Source organism: Natrononativus amylolyticus (assembly GCF_024362525.1).
In the GTDB taxonomy this organism is placed as follows: Archaea; Halobacteriota; Halobacteria; order Halobacteriales; family Natrialbaceae; genus Natrononativus; species Natrononativus amylolyticus.
Map to the genome: position 1 here is coordinate 1,676,678 of NZ_CP101458.1, position 14,907 is coordinate 1,691,584.

A 14,907-nucleotide genomic window follows, 5' to 3' on the forward strand; every position below is an offset into this window, starting at 1 on the left:
ATCGTGACCGACAGGAACTGTGAGCGTTTCGCCCGGAACACCACGTTCAGTGGTCGGATTCGGAACCGATCGCCGGTCGGCTGTCGGGCACCTCGCGTTCGAGACGACCACCATAAGTGAGCTGTCAATTCAGCGCTTGAGGCTCGAACCCGTTCGCGCTACCGGCCCCGGCGTGGACACGCGTCTCACACCCGTCGCGGCGGACGAACACTCGACAGCGGCGCCTACCGACCGAGGCCGCCGCGCTCGGTGACCTCGAGGATGAACTTCACGTTTCGAACGATCTCCTCGGGTGAGGTGTCTTCGGCCTCGTCGTAGAGGTCGCTTGTCCGGTAGAGGATGTTCGAGAGCTGTTTGCTCTCGCTCGTTTCCCCGCGAACGTCGTCGGCGATTTCCCGAAGCGTCTCGACGCGCTCGGAGTCGGGGGCGAAGACGCCGTCGTCCGGAGACTCGGCGTCGCCGGCGCCAGTCCCACCGTCGGTCATCGACCCTCGAGCTCGTCCGGCTCGCTCGGCGGTTCGCGGCTCTCGGCCGACTCGGAGGTCGCCCGCCGGTGGACGATTCCGGTGTTGTTCGCCACGCTCGCGGTCAGCTCCCGGAGCGCCTCGCCCGTTCCGCTCTCCTCGTCGAGCACCGTCGGCGCGCCCTCGTCGCCACCCTCTCGGACCGCTGGATCGAGCGGGATCGAGCCGAGGAAGGGCATGTCGTGGGCCGCTGCGAACCGCTCGCCGCCGCCGCTCCCGAAGATGTCGTGCTCGCCGCCGCAGTCGGGGCAGACGAACGTCGCCATGTTCTCGGCGATGCCGAGGACGACGGTGTCGTGGCGGGCGAACATCTGCAGCCCCTTTCGGGCGTCGTCTAAGGCGACGTCCTGGGGGGTCGTGACGATCACCGCGCCCGTGACGGGCATCGTCTGGAGCATCGTGAGCTGGGTGTCGCCGGTTCCCGGCGGGAGGTCGACGACGAGGTAGTCGAGGTGGCCCCACTCGACGTCCTCCGTGAGCTGGGTGATCACCTTGTGAACCATCGGCCCCCGCCAGATGACGGGGTCGTCCTCGCCCAGCAGGAACGCCATGCTCATCAGCTTCACGCCGTACTTCTCGGGCGGGACGAGCGTCTCGTCCTCGGTCGCCATCGGCGGCTCGTCGGCGTCGACCATCCGCGGGACGTTCGGCCCGTAGACGTCCGCGTCGAACAGGCCGACGCGGGCGCCGAGCCTCGAGAGCCCCGCCGCGAGGTTGACCGCCACGGTCGACTTTCCGACCCCGCCTTTCCCGCTCGCGACGGCGATCACGTTCTTGACGTTCGGGAGCACCGTCTCCTCGCCGGCGTCGTCGCGGTTCGGGATGCTGGCAGAGAGCTCGGGTTCGATCCCGTCCCCGGCGAGGACGTTTCGCACCTCCCCCGCGATGGCGGTCTCCGTCGGCGAGTAGGGTGCGCCGAGCGCGAGGTCGACGGCGACGTCGTCCCCGTCGATCTCGATGTCGTTGATCAGCCCCAACGAGACGATGTCGTCGCCGAGTTCCGGGTCCTCGACGGCCCGCAGCCGGTCGCGCACGTCGGCTTCGTTCATACCGGTAGGTCGCAGTCGGCGCTCGAAAAGCGTTGTGTTCGCCCGCACTCACGGACGAAAATCGAACCGCGGCCCGCCGTACGTCGGCGGGTCGGGCTCGAGTTCGATCCCCGTCTCGAAGCGCACGAAGTTGAGGTAGAACGGCCGGCCGCAGCCCTCGACCGGCTCCCCCTCGAGATCCGTCACCCCGTCCTCGCCGCAGACGAAGGCGATGCCGTCGGCGTCCTCGAGGCGCTCGTCGCCGGGGTCGGCGTACTCCCAGCCGGCCTGGGGAGAGATCGTGACCGACCGGTCCGCGAGGTCGGGCCGGCGCTCGACGCCGACGACGGCACCGCAGTGCGGACAGGTGTATCTGACGGTGACGGTCATCGGCGGAGGTAGGGACGGAACGAAGGTAAGGCCTGCGGGACACCCGGAAGCTCTTTTGTCCCGTCGGGAGTGCCCTCGAGTATGATCGACGAGACGGCCGAGGAAATCAGGGAGATGCAGACGCACAGCTCCTCGGTAGTGGCCGTAAACGCGACCCGCGCGCTCAGAGACCTGCTGGACCGAGAGTTCGCCTCCGTCGAGGAGTACACCCGCGCCCTCGAGCGCAACGGGAAGGTGCTCCGCCGGGCGAACCCCTCCCACGCCTCGCTGCAGAACGCCGTTCGCGCCGTCGTCGACGAGGTGGTCGACGACGGCCCCGAGAGCGTCGACGAGGCGAAGATGCTCACGGAGACGACGATCGAGGACGTCGTCGCTCGCGTCGAGTCGGGCAAGCGGCGGGCCGCCGAGAACGCCGTCTCTCACCTCGAGAACGGGGCGACGCTGCTCACCCACGACTTCTCCTCGACGGTTATCGAGGCCCTCGAACTCGCCACCGACGCGGGCAAGGAGTTCGACGTCTACGTGACGGAGGCGCGACCCCGGTACATCGGCCGGAAGACCGCCCGACGGCTGGCCGCGATGGAGGGCGTCGAGACGACGCTCGTCACCGACAGCGCGAGCGGCTACTACCTCGCCGAGTGCGACCGCGTCGTCGTCGGCATGGACTGCATCGTCGAGGAGACGCTGTACAACCGCGTGGGCACCTTCCCGATCGCCGCCGCGGCCGACCAGCTTGGAGTACCGGTGACGGTGCTCGGCTCGGCCTCGAAGATCATCACCGAGGGATTCGTCTTCGAGAACGAGTTCCGTTCCGGCGTCGAGGTGATGTCCGAACCCGCCGACGGATTCGCGGTCGGAAACCCGGCCTACGACGCGACGCCGGTCGACCTCCTCGAGAGCGTCGTCACCGACGAGGGACGTCGGACGTTCTGACGGCCGATCGCTCATCGGTCCCTGACAGTCACCGCCCCGGTGAACGTGTCATATGTCGCCAACGAGCGTAGGCCCCGTATGCGACTCGTGCAACTGTTCGTCCCCGACGGCGAGCGACGGGGCGTTCTCGAAACCCTGGACGCCGAGGGGGTCGACTACGCGATCACCGACGAGGGCGGCTCCGGTCGGTTCGAGGCGGTCGTCTCGGTCCCCGTTCCGCCGAGCGGCGTCGAACCGCTGCTCTCGAGGCTCCGCGAGCGAGGCCTCGACGAGGAGTCCTACGCCGTCGTCCTCTCGGCGGAGACGGTGGTTTCGCGCGCTGCCGAGGACTCGAGCCAGCGGTTCGCGGGGACGCGCATCTCGAGGGACGAACTCCGGTCCCGCGCCGAGGAGCTCGCCCCGGCGCTCTCGACGTACCTCGCCCTGCTCGTGTTGAGTACGATGATCGCCACCGCGGGGCTGCTCACGAACTCCGCGGCGACGATCATCGGCGCGATGGTCGTCGCGCCGCTGATGGGGCCGGCGCTCTCGGCGAGCGTGGGGGTCGTCGTCGACGACGACGGTCTCGCCTCCCGCGGGGTGTTGTTGCAGAGTCTCGGCCTGCTCGTCGCCGTCGCGACGGCCGCGCTCATCGGAATCGCGCTCCGCGGAACCGTCATCCTCCCGCCGGGGTTCGACGTGACCGCCGTTCCCGAGGTCGCCGAACGCATTACCCCGTCCGTGCTCTCGCTGTTTCTCGCGCTCGGCTCCGGCGCCGCGGGCGTGATCAGCCTCACGCGGAACGTCGGCTCCGTGCTCGTCGGCGTCGCAATCGCCGTCGCGCTCGTCCCGCCGGCGGCGACGGTCGGTCTCGGAATCGCCTGGGGCCACCCGGCGGTGATCCTCACCGCGGGAACGCTCGTTCTCGTTAACCTGTTCGCGATCAACCTCACCGCGTTGCTCATCCTGTGGCTGTCGGGCTACCGGCCGCACCGACGAGAGAGCGTCGGTCGCGCCTATCAGCGCGTGCGCTCGAGAGTGACAGTCATCGTCGTCGCCATCATGTTACTGACCGTCGTGCTCGCCGGCGTCACCTACGGCACCTACCAGGCGTCGGCCGTCGAACACGACGTCCAGACCGAACTCGCGGCGATGAGCGACGACCCCGCGTTCGACGGGTTGCACTTCGAGGAGGTCGCGGTCCAGTACGAACTGTACGACGTCTACGCCGAGCGCCAGCCGGCGGTCACGGTCCTCGTCGAGCGGCCGCCGGGCGAGGAGGAACCCGCGGAGTTCGCGGATACCGTTCGGGAACGGCTCGAGAGGGCAACCGGGACGGAGCTGACGGTGGCGGTCGAACTCGTCGACACGCAGCGCAGTGGTTCGTGAGCCGGCGAGCGATGAGAGAGTATTGGAGAGGGTGCCGGAGGCAATTGCAAAAAAAGCCCATACGGTGAGTGCCAACGGTTTTACTCCTGGGTGGTAGACGATTATAGAATGACATGTGATGGCTGTGGCATGGACGCTGCGGATGGGTACTCGAAAAAAGAGCTCGTCAAATGGAATCTGTCGTTCTCCTGGCCGCCCGTCCAACGGCAAAAAGTGACTGAATACTGGTGTTGGGACTGTACCAACAGCCTGGATGGAGACAGTGCAGGGGCGGCGAGTGGTGGGCCCGGTGGCCTGTGACGCGTAACGCCTGCAACGCAGTCCGACAGGAGAGGGTTCGCCAGCCGGTGTGCCACGCCTGTCACCGGTACTGCCCGTACGCAGTGACTGGCGACTGCCATCTCGTTCCGCTCGCCGCTACGGCTCGTCTCGAGGCCGGTTGCCGAACGTTCGCGGTGACCCCCTCGTGGGCGTCGCCCACTCGACGGCGTTGCGCAGCACCTGCCTGATCTCCTCGTTCTCGTAGATCGGGTACGTCTCGTGACCCGGTCGGAAGTAGAAGATTCGGCCGTTGCCGCGGCGGTAACAGCAGCCGCTGCGGAACACCTCGCCACCCTCGAACCAGCTCGTAAACACCAGCCGGTCCGGTTCGGGCACGTCGAACGGCTCGCCGTACATCTCCGTTTCGGGGAGTTCGACGTACTCCTCGAGGCCGTCGGCGATCGGGTGGCCGGGGTCGACCACCCACAGCCGCTCGGTCTCGCCGCTCTCGCGCCACTGGAGGTTGCAGGTGGTTCCCATCAGCCGCTTGAACACCTTCGAGAAGTGCGCCGAGTGGAGAACGAGCAGACCCATCCCCTCGAGCACCCGCTCCTGTACCCGGTCGACGACGTCGTCTGCGACCTCGTCGTGGGCCCGGTGGCCCCACCACAGCAGGACGTCCGTCGACTCGAGAACCTCGTCGGTGAGCCCGTGCTCGGGTTCGTCCAGGGTCGCGGTTCGGACGTCGTGGTCGGCCTCGAGCGCGTCGGCCAGAGTCGCGTGAATTCCGTCGGGATAGACGGCGGCGACCTCGTCGTCCTCTCGCTCGTGTCGGTACTCGTTCCAGATCGTGACGGTGGCCATCGACTCCCCGTTGGTGGCCGGACCCAAAAGGGCCGCCGATCGGCCGACGTAATCGTTCATTACGCCTTCATATCATGTGGGGTGAGAGAAATATGATCGCAAGTGTGACTTAGCATATAATGCACGGATTACTGGGTCACAATACTTATTTTGATCGCACACCGCGTACCGGTCATGGGTTCCTGGCACCGATCACAACTGAATACGAACTATTTCGTTGAGCACCCTGCCCTCCTCTGTTCTCCGCATAAATCGGGTGTTTCCCCGTGATCGGCGCGGGAGTCGGCGTCGGCGTCGTCGGCCTCGGCGGCATGGGACAGCTCCACGCCCAGAGCCTGCGCGACCTGGGTGCGGAGATCGTCGCCGGTGCCGATCTGGTGCCGGAGCAGCGACAGCGGTTCGCCGACGAGTTCGGTGCCCAGCCGTACGAGGACCACGAGTCGCTCGTCGTCGACGAGGCGGTCGACGCCGTCGTCGTCACGACGCCGAACCGGTTTCACGAACCGATCGCCGTCGCCGCCCTCGAGGCCGGCTGTCACGTCCTCGTCGAAAAGCCCCTCGCACACACCTTAGAGAGCGCCGAGCGGATCGCCGACGTCGCCGCGGACGCCGAGGGGATCTGTATGGTCGGCTTTCACAACCGCCACGCGGGCGCGACCGAACTGTTCGACGCCCACAAGAAACGCGGCCGGTTCGGCGAGCTCACGCACATCGAGGCCGACTACGTGCGTCGCCGCGGCGTCCCCGGCCCCGGCTCCTGGTTTACCAACCCCGACCTCGCCGGCGGCGGCTCGCTGCTCGACATCGGCGTCCACGCCCTCGACCTCGCCCTCTACGCCCTCGACTTTCCGGAGGTCCTCGAGGTCAGCGGCGTTGCACGGACCACCTTCGGTCACGACGAGACGTACGCCGACCCCGACGGCTTCGGCGACAACTGGAACGCGGAGGCCGACACGTACGACGTCGACGATTCGGTCACCGCCTTCATCCGCTGTTCGGGTGGCCGAACGATCTCTCTCGAGGCCGCCTGGGCGACGAACCGCGATCCGAGCATGGACTTCATCGCTCGCGGCACGAAGTCGGGCGCACAGTTCGAGATCGGTGACACCGATCTTACGCTCAAGGAAGCGGATACGGTCGGCTTCGACCACTACGCCGACGTCCAGCTCACCGGCGATCCCTCCCTGACCGGGTACAAAGAGCAGGACGAACTGTTCCTCGAGACGATCGCCGAGGGCGGGCGGCCCACGATGAACACGGTCGAGGAGGCCCTCACCGTCCAGCGGGTGATCGACGCGATCTACCGCTCGAGCGAGACGGGGCGCGCACAGCGTCTCGACGCCGTCGAGTCGCCCGCCGTCGACTCCGAGGCGTCGCCGCAGATCAACTGACGGTGGTCCCCGTGGCGATGGCCGAGACACCAGTGGAAGACGCCGGAGTCGCAACTTCCTTATCACCCATCGTTGTACGACTCCGCCTATGATGTTCTCGATCGCACCGAGGCGCGACTCGGATCGGCGGGCGGCTCCCGGGGAAGCGAACCTCGGGTCCGGTGGGGGGCCCGGCGACCAGTCGACGACCGTGGCCAGCGGATGACAGGGATGCGAATCCTCCGCGTCGCACAGAAGCTCTACCCGGAGGTGAAAGGCGGCGGGCCCTACCACGTCCACGCGATGAGCCGGGACCAGGCGGCGATGGGCCACGACGTCACCGTCGTCGCGGTTCGAACCGATCCGACGGCCCCGGCCCTCGAGGAGCGCGACGGCTACACGGTCGTCCGCTACGATCCGACGGCGACGGTGCTCGGGAACGGTATTTCGGCTGGCGTCGCCCGACACCTGTGGCACGCCGACGGGTTCGACGTGATCCACGCCCACTCACACCTGTACTTCTCGACGAACCTGGCGGCGGTACACCGGCTGTTCGACGACGTCCCCCTCGCGATCACGAATCACGGGCTGTTCTCCCAGACGGTCTCCGAACGGGTGTTCGACCTCTACTTGCGAACGGTCGGCCGGTGGACGTTCAACAGGGCCGACCTCACGTTTTGTTACACCGCGGCCGACGAACGGCGGCTCCGGGAGTACGGAACCCGTTCGCCGATCGAGATCGTTCCGAACGGCGTCGACACCGCCCGGTTCACGCCCGAGGGGCCGACCAGCGAGGCCATCGACGGCGACGGACCGGCGGTGCTGTTCGTCGGCCGGCTGGTCGAGGGCAAACACCCCCAGGACGTGATTCGGCTGCTCGAGCCCCTGACCGAGACGTTCCCCGGCGTCACGGCGTACTTCTGTGGCGACGGGCCGCTCCGACCCGACCTCGAGGCGCTCGCGGCCTCCCTGGGGGTTCGCGACCACGTCCGCTTTCTCGGTCACGTCTCCTACGACGAGATGCCGGCGATCTACCGGAGCGCCGACGTCTTCGTCCTGCCGAGTCGGTCCGAGGGGATTCCACGAACGGTCCTCGAGTCGTTCGCCTCGGGCGTTCCGGCGGTCGCGAGCGCGCTCGATCACATCGAGTCGGTCGTCGCCGTGGGCGGCGAAACCGCGCCCGTCGGCGACGTCGACGCCTTCGCGGCGGCGGTCGAGCGGCTGCTGTCGGATCCCGAGTACTACTCGGAGCTGTCGGCCCGCGGCCGCGAGTACGTGACGACCGAAGCGACGTGGGACCGAACCGTGGCGCTGACGACCGACCACCTCGACCGACTCGCCAGGCGGTGTCCGTGACCCGACGGACCCGCGCCCGGAGCGGTGACGAACGCGAACGGCGAGGAGTCCGCCCGCGCCGGGGGTGGCGATGACCGTCGCCGACCGGCCGAACGTCCTCCTGCTCGTCATGGACACGGCGCGGGTCGACGCCGTCCTCGGGCGCCCGGACGTCGCGCCGAACGTCGCCGAGATCGCCGCGGAGGGGACGACGTACACGAACGCGTTCGCGACGGGGCCGTGGACGCTGCCGTCTCACGCCTCGCTGTTCAGCGGCCAGTACACCTCCGAACACGGCGCCCACGCGGGGACGAAACGGTTCGATCCCGACGTGCCGACGCTCGCCGAGCGCCTCGCCTCGAGCGGCTACCGGACGGTCGGGTTCTCGAACAACACCTGGGTGAGCAGCGACTTCGGCTTCGACCGGGGATTCGAGGAGTTCCGCGTCGGCTGGCAACTGCTCTCGAGCGGGGCGGACCTCGCCGCCGTCGCGAAGGAGGCCGACGGGACGCTCGGTCGCATCAGGGCCGGGCTGTCGAAACTCGCCAGCCGAAACGCGCCGGCCACCCTGCTCAACGTCTGTTACTCCGAACTGCTCCGCGAGCGCTACGACAACGGCGCCTGGCTGACGAACCGGCGGATCGACCGCTGGCTCGGCAAGCGAACCGGGGATCGACCGTTCTTCGTGTTCGCCAACTACCTCGAGCCCCACCTCGAGTACGATCCGCCGAGGGCCTTCCGCGACCGGTTCCTTCCGGATGGGATGGAGCCGTCGGCTCTCAATGCCGTCAACCAGGACGCCTGGTCGTACATCGCGGGCCTCGAGGAGATGGACGGGCGAGAGTTCGAAGCCCTGCGGGCGCTATACCACGGCGAGGTCAACTACCTCGACCACCGGATCGGCCGCCTCTACGAGACCCTCGAATCCCACGGCGTCCTCGAGGAGACGGTCCTCGTGATCGTCGGCGACCACGGCGAGAACCTCGGCGACCACGGCCTGATGGACCACCAGTACTGCCTGTACGACACCCTCGTTCGCGTCCCGCTCGTCGTGCGCTACCCCGACGCCTTCGACGCGGGCGAGACCGCAGACCAACTCGTCGAACTGCGCGACCTCTACCCGACGATCCTCGAACTCGCGGGCCTCGAGACGCCGTCCGATCCCGCCGTCTCGACGCACTCGCTGCTCGCCCCCGAGGAACGATCTCGCGCCGTCAGCGAGTACCGCACGCCCCAACCCTCGATGGCGGCGCTCGAGGAGCGCGTCGGCGAACTCACGCCCGAACTCCGCCGGTACGATCGCGCGCTGCGCAGCGTCCGCACCCACGAGTGGGCGTACGTCGAGGGGACCGACGGCGCCCGCGAACTGTACGACCGCCGCGAGGATCCGGACGAGACGACGAACCTCGCCGAGGATCGGCCGACCGTCTGCGAGGAACTCGCCGCGGTGCTCGAGGAGCGCCTGGGTGCGCTCGAGCGCGCCGACGACGAGACCTCCGAGATGGACGACGCGGCGAAACAGCGCCTCGAGGACCTGGGGTACCTCCAGTGAGCGACCCGGTCGAGGGTCACAGAGAGCGGCCGCCCGCTCCCGGGGAGTCTCCCCCGCGGGTGCTGTTCGTCCTGGCGGTGATCCGACACACGACCTACGCCTACGAACTCGCCGAGCGAATCGACGAGCGAACGCCCGTCGACGTCACCGTGGTCTCCTACGAGGACCGCTCCGTGGACGACCTCGAGGTACAGATCCCCGACGGGCTGGAGGTCGTCACGCTCGGCGCGCGCTCGCGGTTCGATCCGCGGGCGATCCGTCGGCTCCGCGAACTGCTCTCCGACCCCCGATTCGACCTGATTCACACCCACCACAACTTCGTCGGCTCGCTCGCGCGCGCGCTCGCCCCGCGGGGGAAGCCGCTCGTCGACACCCAACACGCCGACCACCGGGGTCACTACTCGCTCGTCCAGAACGTCGTCAACGCCGCGACACTGCCGCGGGCGGATCGGATCGTCGTGAACTCGGCGGCGACGGGCCGGTCGTTCTACCCGCTCGAGCGACGGTTGCTCTCGGCCGACCGGGTCGGGGTGATCTACAACGGGATCGACCTGGGACGACTCGACGCCGCGCTCGCAGACGGCGGGGACGGAGTATCCGGTCGAAACGGCGACCGCCGCGTCGTCGCCGTCGGCCGGATGATCGGGACGAAGAACTTCGAGACGCTGATACGCGCGGTCGCCACCCTCGAGGATCCGTCCGTCCACCTGACCCTCGTCGGCGACGGTCCCCGACGCGCGGCCCTCGAGTCGCTGGCCGCAGATCTCGGCGTCGCAGACCGGACGACGTTCACCGGGACGGTGCCCCGCGAGGCGGTCTACCGCACCGTCGCCGCGAGCGACCTGTTCGTCCTCCCCTCCCGGTCGGAGGGGTTCTGCGTCGCCGCCGTCGAGGCGATGGCCTGCGGCGTTCCGGTGGTCGTCAGCGACATCCCCGTCCTCCGCGAGGTCGTCGGCGACGCGGGGTCGTACGCCGATCCGGACGATCCGGCGGCGTTCGCGGACCGAATGCGCGACCTGCTCGAGAACGACGACGCGCGCCTCGACGCGGGGCGACGTGCACGGAGGCGGGCCCGAGCGCGATTCTCGCTCGATCGGGCGGCCGACCTGCACGCGCGGCTGTACCGTCGGCTGCTCGAGTGACGCGCCGACGGGGGGTGACGGTATCGGCGGAATCTGACGCTATCGGGCTCGCTGGCCGCTCTCGGAACGTTGAAGTGAGCGTTGCTGGTATCTGCACGGGATACGGAGAATGGTCAACGAAGACCTGTCGGTACGCGAAAAGGCGCGCGCGTTCTGGCGCGTGGCCGCCTACAAACCGGCACTGACCGCGTTCATTATCCTGTTTAGCTTCTTTGCCGCCCTCCTCGAGGGGATCGGTCTCAGCTTCCTCATCCCGATCATCGAGGTGGTCCAGGAGCCGGGCGACCCGAGCGAGATGGACGGCGCGACGGGCGCGTTCGTCACCGTCTACGACGCCCTCGGCATCCCGTTCTCGCTCGGCTTCATCATCATGGGCGTCGCGCTCATCATGACGGTCCGGTACACCTCGAGTTTCGTCGTCGCGTGGCTGCGAGTCGCCTTGCAGACGTACTACATGCGCCACCTCCAGACCAAGTCCTTCGAGCGCGCACTCGACGCGCGGGTCGGCTACTTCGACCAGCACGGCTCCGACGACATCCTGAACGCGATCGTCACGCAGGCGGAGTACGCCGGGAAGGTGATCCGGGACTTCGTCCAGCTGTTCGAACAGCTGTTGCTCGCGCTGATGTACCTCGCCATCGCCTTCTACCTCGCGCCGGAGCTGACGGTCGTCGCGATCGCCGTTCTCGGAACGCTCACGTTCGTCGTCCGCAACGTCGTCGAGCCCGGCTACGCCGTCGGCGACCGGGTCGCCGAAGCGAACGAGCGCATCCAGGAGGCCGCCCAGGCGGGCACCCAGGGGATCCGCGACGTCAAGCTCTACACGAAAGGCGGCGACCTCAAGGAGCGCTTTACCACCTCGATCGACACGTTCACCGAGTCGACGATCACCCTCGGCCGGAACGAGGCCGCGATCGAGAAGTTCTACCACCTGGCGGCGGCGCTGGTCGTCTTCGCGCTGATCTACGTCGCCCTCGTGTTCACCGGGATGGGGCTGGGCGAACTCGGGGTCTTCCTGTTCGCGATGTTCCAGCTCGCACCCGTGGCGAGCCGCGTCAACAACAAATTCTACAAGGTCGAGGGCCGGCTCGCTCACCTGCTTCGGACCCAGGAGTTCATCCGCGAACTCGAGAACCAGGCCGAACGCGACGAGGGCGACCGCCCGGCCCCCGAACCGGTGACGCCGGTCGAGTTCGACGACGTCTCGTTCACCTACGAGACCGAGGAAGGCGGCGAGGAGCCGGTGCTCCGGAACCTCTCGCTGTCGATCGACGACGGCGAGTTCGTCGCCTTCGTCGGACAGTCCGGCGCGGGCAAGTCGACCGTCGTCTCCCTGCTCGCACGGCTGTACGAGCCGGACTCGGGCGAGATCCGCGCCGACGGCGTTCCGATCGAGGAGATCGACCTCGAGTCCTGGCGTGAGCGGATCGCGTTCGTCCAGCAGGACCCCTTCATCTTCAACGACACCCTGCGGGCGAACGTACTGATCGGCAACGAAGGGGCGAGCGACGCGGCCGTCGAGGAGGCCTGCGAGATCGCCTGCGTCACCGAGTTCACCGACGAACTCCGATGCGGGCTCGACACGGAGCTGGGCGACGACGGGGTGCGCCTCTCGGGCGGCCAGCGCCAGCGCGTCGCCCTGGCGCGGGCGCTGCTCAAGGACGCCGACGTCCTCGTCCTCGACGAGGCGACGAGCGACCTCGATACGAACATCGAACGCGACGTCCAGGCGGCGATCGAGTCGATGGACCGCGAGTACGCGATCGTCGCGATCGCCCACCGGCTCTCGACGGTGGTCAACGCAGACCGGATCTACACCCTCGAGGACGGCGAGATCGTCGAGGCCGGCCCGCACAACGAACTCGTCGACAACGGCGGCAAGTACGCCCAGCTGTACGCGACCCAGTGAACCGACGGCATCGCCGAGTTTCGACCGATTATACTCATAGTATATATATTCGAGCAAGGTGTACGGACGGATCAATGCGCTCACCGCCCCCGCATCTCCGCACGGCCAGTCCGACCGACCCCCGTCACCCCTGTCGGGTTCGACCGGCGCCGCCGGACCCGACCGCGAGACGGGAGGCCGGGCGCTAACCGTGGCCCTCGACGCCGACGATCTGCCGGCCGCGGTTCCGGCGTTGCTGATCCTCGCCGGCCTCGCGCCGACGACGTGGCTGTTCCCCTCGAGCGTCGGCTACCTCCTCTCCGGCGCGTTCGTCTGTGCGCTGGTCGTCTACGGGCTGTGGGCGACCGGCCTTCCCGAGCGGCTCCCCTGGGTCGCGGTCGTCCTGGGGGTCTACTGGCTCGGTCTCGGGGTCCAGTTTCTGGTGACCGGCGATCGGACGTTCCTCCCGTATCTCGCCCTCACGCCGCTCGCGATCGCGGCGTTCGTCGTCGTCGCGCCGCGACTGGTCGCCCGAAAACCGACGGCGTTCGCGGCGACGCTCTCGCTGCTCGCGCTGGGGCTGTCGGTGATCGGGTTCGCGCTGCTGGTCGCTCACTTCCGATACGGGTTCCAGGCGCCGTTTCTCGGCGACCACGTCCACGAGGTGGCGAACGTCCGAACCGCATCCGTCTACACGAACTCGAATCACTTCGGCTTCGCCGCGCTGCTCGGCGCGCTCAGCGCGCTGTACCTCACACTCGAGAACGGAACGCGACGGTGGTTCTGGGCGTGCGTAACCGTCTGTCTCGCCGTCGCGGTCGTGCTCTCGAACACGCGGTCCGCGCTGGTCGCGGGGGCCGCGGGCGTCGTGATTCTCTTCGGCGGTCTGGACCGCCGCCTCGGGATCGTCGCCGCGGTCGCGACCGTCGGCGGCGCCGTCGCGGTGGCGATCTTCTCGCTGTTCGAACGGGCGGTGCTGTCGGCGCTGGCGACGCTGCTCGTCCGGTTCGACGCCTGGAACAGCGCGTGGCAGGCGATCGTCGCGGATCCGGTCGTCGGCAACGGATTCGCCACCGGGATCCCCGTCCACAACTCGTACCTGGGCGTGCTGTTGCACACGGGCGTCGTCGTCGGCGGCGTCTACCTGCTCGGACTCGCCGCCGCCGGCGTCGTCGGCGCGCTGCGGGCCGTTCGTGGCGACTACTGGAACGTCTACGCGTTCGCGATGCTGGTCACCGTCTGCGTTCACCTCGCCGTCGAGACGTCGACGATCGGCGGACTGACGACCGGCGCGCTCGCGCTCGCGCTGTTTCTCGGACTCACGACCGACTCCTGGGGGCTCAGACTTCCGACCGCGCGGGCGTCGCGGGGATCGCTCGAGCGCGACCGGCCCCAGGGTCGGACCGCCCCCTCCGAGGACCGATCGCCGTAGCTCGAGAGCGACGACTCGAAAACAGTCGACCGACGGCGTGCGTCGCCGCGACGCCCTCAGATGACCTCTTCGAACTCGTTGTGGCCGTGGATGTCGACGCCCTCGTCGGTGATCTCACAGAGGAAGACGCCGTTACCGGAGCCGGTGTCGCGCTCGGCGGCCGATTTGATGCCGCGGGCGGCGATGACCATCGCCTCCTCGTTCGAGAGCCCCTCCTCGTACTCCTGCTCGAGCAGACCGTAGGCGAGTTGCATTCCGCTGCCGGTGACGGTGTAGTCGTCGCCCATGACGCCGCCGGCGGGGTCGATGGAGTAGACGTGGCTGCCCTCGTGGTCGACGCCGCCGAGGATCGGGTGGATCGCGAAGAACGGGCCGCCGCGGGCGAAGTTCCCCGCGAGCGTCGCGAGCGCGTCGATGCTCATCGAAGCGCCCTGACGGGCCTCGTAGAGGTTGACCTCGGCGCGGAGGCTCTTGATAAACGACTGGGCGCCGCCGACGCTGCCGACCATCGTCAGCGCGCCGGTCGGGTGGATCTGTTCGACCTTCTGGACGTTCTTGTTCGAGACGAACCGGCCGCCGAGGCTGGCGCGCATGTCCGTCGCGATGACGACGCCCTCGCCGGTCGTGAGACCGATGGTCGTCGTTCCCGTCTTGTTCACGTTGTCGAGGTCCGCACTCGAGAACTCGTTACGCGGGAGCGCACCGAGTTCGGGGTCGTACGGGCTGGTATCGTCGGCCAGCCGCTGGCTCGTGCGAGAGAAGTCGGAGTCGTGCATAGGCGTACGCATTGGCGTCACTAACGACCGGCACGGTATAAAAG

At 68.1% G+C, this 14,907-nt stretch carries 13 protein-coding genes; 8 read left to right on the top strand and 5 right to left on the bottom strand.

The window, feature by feature from the left end; genetic code table 11:
* Positions 1 to 224: 224 nt before the first annotated feature.
* Genes NMQ11_RS08860 through NMQ11_RS08870 form a run of 3 tightly spaced genes read right to left on the bottom strand, consistent with a single transcriptional unit; the run spans position 225 to position 1,942 of the window.
* Positions 225 to 485, bottom strand: coding sequence for a DUF7976 family protein (locus NMQ11_RS08860; RefSeq protein WP_255167301.1), 261 nt, complete (start codon positions 483 to 485; stop codon positions 225 to 227).
* Positions 482 to 1,573 (bottom strand): Mrp/NBP35 family ATP-binding protein, encoded by a 1,092-nt coding sequence (locus NMQ11_RS08865; protein ID WP_255167303.1) that lies wholly within the window; start codon positions 1,571 to 1,573, stop codon positions 482 to 484. The genes NMQ11_RS08860 and NMQ11_RS08865 overlap by 4 nt, the downstream gene beginning before the upstream one ends.
* 48 nt (positions 1,574 to 1,621) lie before the next feature.
* Positions 1,622 to 1,942 carry a DUF7969 family protein gene (locus tag NMQ11_RS08870; protein WP_255167305.1) on the bottom strand — a complete coding sequence of 107 codons (321 nt, stop codon included), beginning with the start codon at positions 1,940 to 1,942 and terminating at the stop codon, positions 1,622 to 1,624.
* Positions 1,943 to 2,023: 81 nt separating this feature from the next.
* On the opposite strand from NMQ11_RS08870, the gene NMQ11_RS08875 reads away from it, so the two are divergent.
* Positions 2,024 to 2,875, top strand: a complete 852-nt coding sequence (locus tag NMQ11_RS08875; RefSeq protein ID WP_255167307.1) for an eIF2B alpha/beta/delta subunit family protein — start codon at positions 2,024 to 2,026, stop codon at positions 2,873 to 2,875.
* Between the two features lie 78 nt (positions 2,876 to 2,953).
* On the top strand, positions 2,954 to 4,243 hold the full coding sequence (locus NMQ11_RS08880) for a TIGR00341 family protein (RefSeq protein WP_255167308.1): 1,290 nt from the start codon (positions 2,954 to 2,956) through the stop codon (positions 4,241 to 4,243).
* A gap of 417 nt (positions 4,244 to 4,660) precedes the next feature.
* Here the strand turns inward: NMQ11_RS08880 and NMQ11_RS08885 are convergent, their stop codons facing one another.
* Positions 4,661 to 5,368, bottom strand: coding sequence for a ThuA domain-containing protein (locus NMQ11_RS08885; protein ID WP_255170875.1), 708 nt, complete (start codon positions 5,366 to 5,368; stop codon positions 4,661 to 4,663).
* A 266-nt stretch (positions 5,369 to 5,634) separates the two neighbouring features.
* Here NMQ11_RS08885 and NMQ11_RS08890 point away from each other — a divergent pair, with 266 nt between their 5' ends.
* The 6 genes from NMQ11_RS08890 (at position 5,635) to NMQ11_RS08915 (ending at position 14,087) form a co-directional block, all read left to right on the top strand.
* Positions 5,635 to 6,759, top strand: coding sequence for a Gfo/Idh/MocA family protein (locus NMQ11_RS08890; RefSeq protein ID WP_255167309.1), 1,125 nt, complete (start codon positions 5,635 to 5,637; stop codon positions 6,757 to 6,759).
* Positions 6,760 to 6,969: 210 nt separating this feature from the next.
* Positions 6,970 to 8,094, top strand: a complete 1,125-nt coding sequence (locus tag NMQ11_RS08895) for a glycosyltransferase family 4 protein (protein WP_255170876.1) — start codon at positions 6,970 to 6,972, stop codon at positions 8,092 to 8,094.
* Positions 8,095 to 8,164: 70 nt separating this feature from the next.
* Complete coding sequence (locus NMQ11_RS08900) at positions 8,165 to 9,625, top strand: sulfatase family protein (protein ID WP_255167310.1); 1,461 nt, start codon at positions 8,165 to 8,167, stop codon at positions 9,623 to 9,625.
* Entirely contained in the window at positions 9,622 to 10,767 is a 1,146-nt protein-coding gene (locus NMQ11_RS08905; protein ID WP_255167311.1) for a glycosyltransferase, read from the top strand. The genes NMQ11_RS08900 and NMQ11_RS08905 overlap by 4 nt, the downstream gene beginning before the upstream one ends.
* A 109-nt stretch (positions 10,768 to 10,876) precedes the next feature.
* On the top strand, positions 10,877 to 12,676 hold the full coding sequence (locus NMQ11_RS08910; protein WP_255167313.1) for an ABC transporter ATP-binding protein: 1,800 nt from the start codon (positions 10,877 to 10,879) through the stop codon (positions 12,674 to 12,676).
* Positions 12,677 to 12,734: 58 nt separating this feature from the next.
* Positions 12,735 to 14,087, top strand: coding sequence for an O-antigen ligase family protein (locus NMQ11_RS08915; RefSeq protein WP_255167314.1), 1,353 nt, complete (start codon positions 12,735 to 12,737; stop codon positions 14,085 to 14,087).
* Positions 14,088 to 14,143: 56 nt separating this feature from the next.
* On the opposite strand, the gene psmB is transcribed toward NMQ11_RS08915, so the two are convergent.
* Entirely contained in the window at positions 14,144 to 14,875 is a 732-nt protein-coding gene (gene psmB, locus NMQ11_RS08920; RefSeq protein WP_255167315.1) for an archaeal proteasome endopeptidase complex subunit beta, read from the bottom strand.
* Between the last annotated feature and the right edge of the window lie 32 nt (positions 14,876 to 14,907).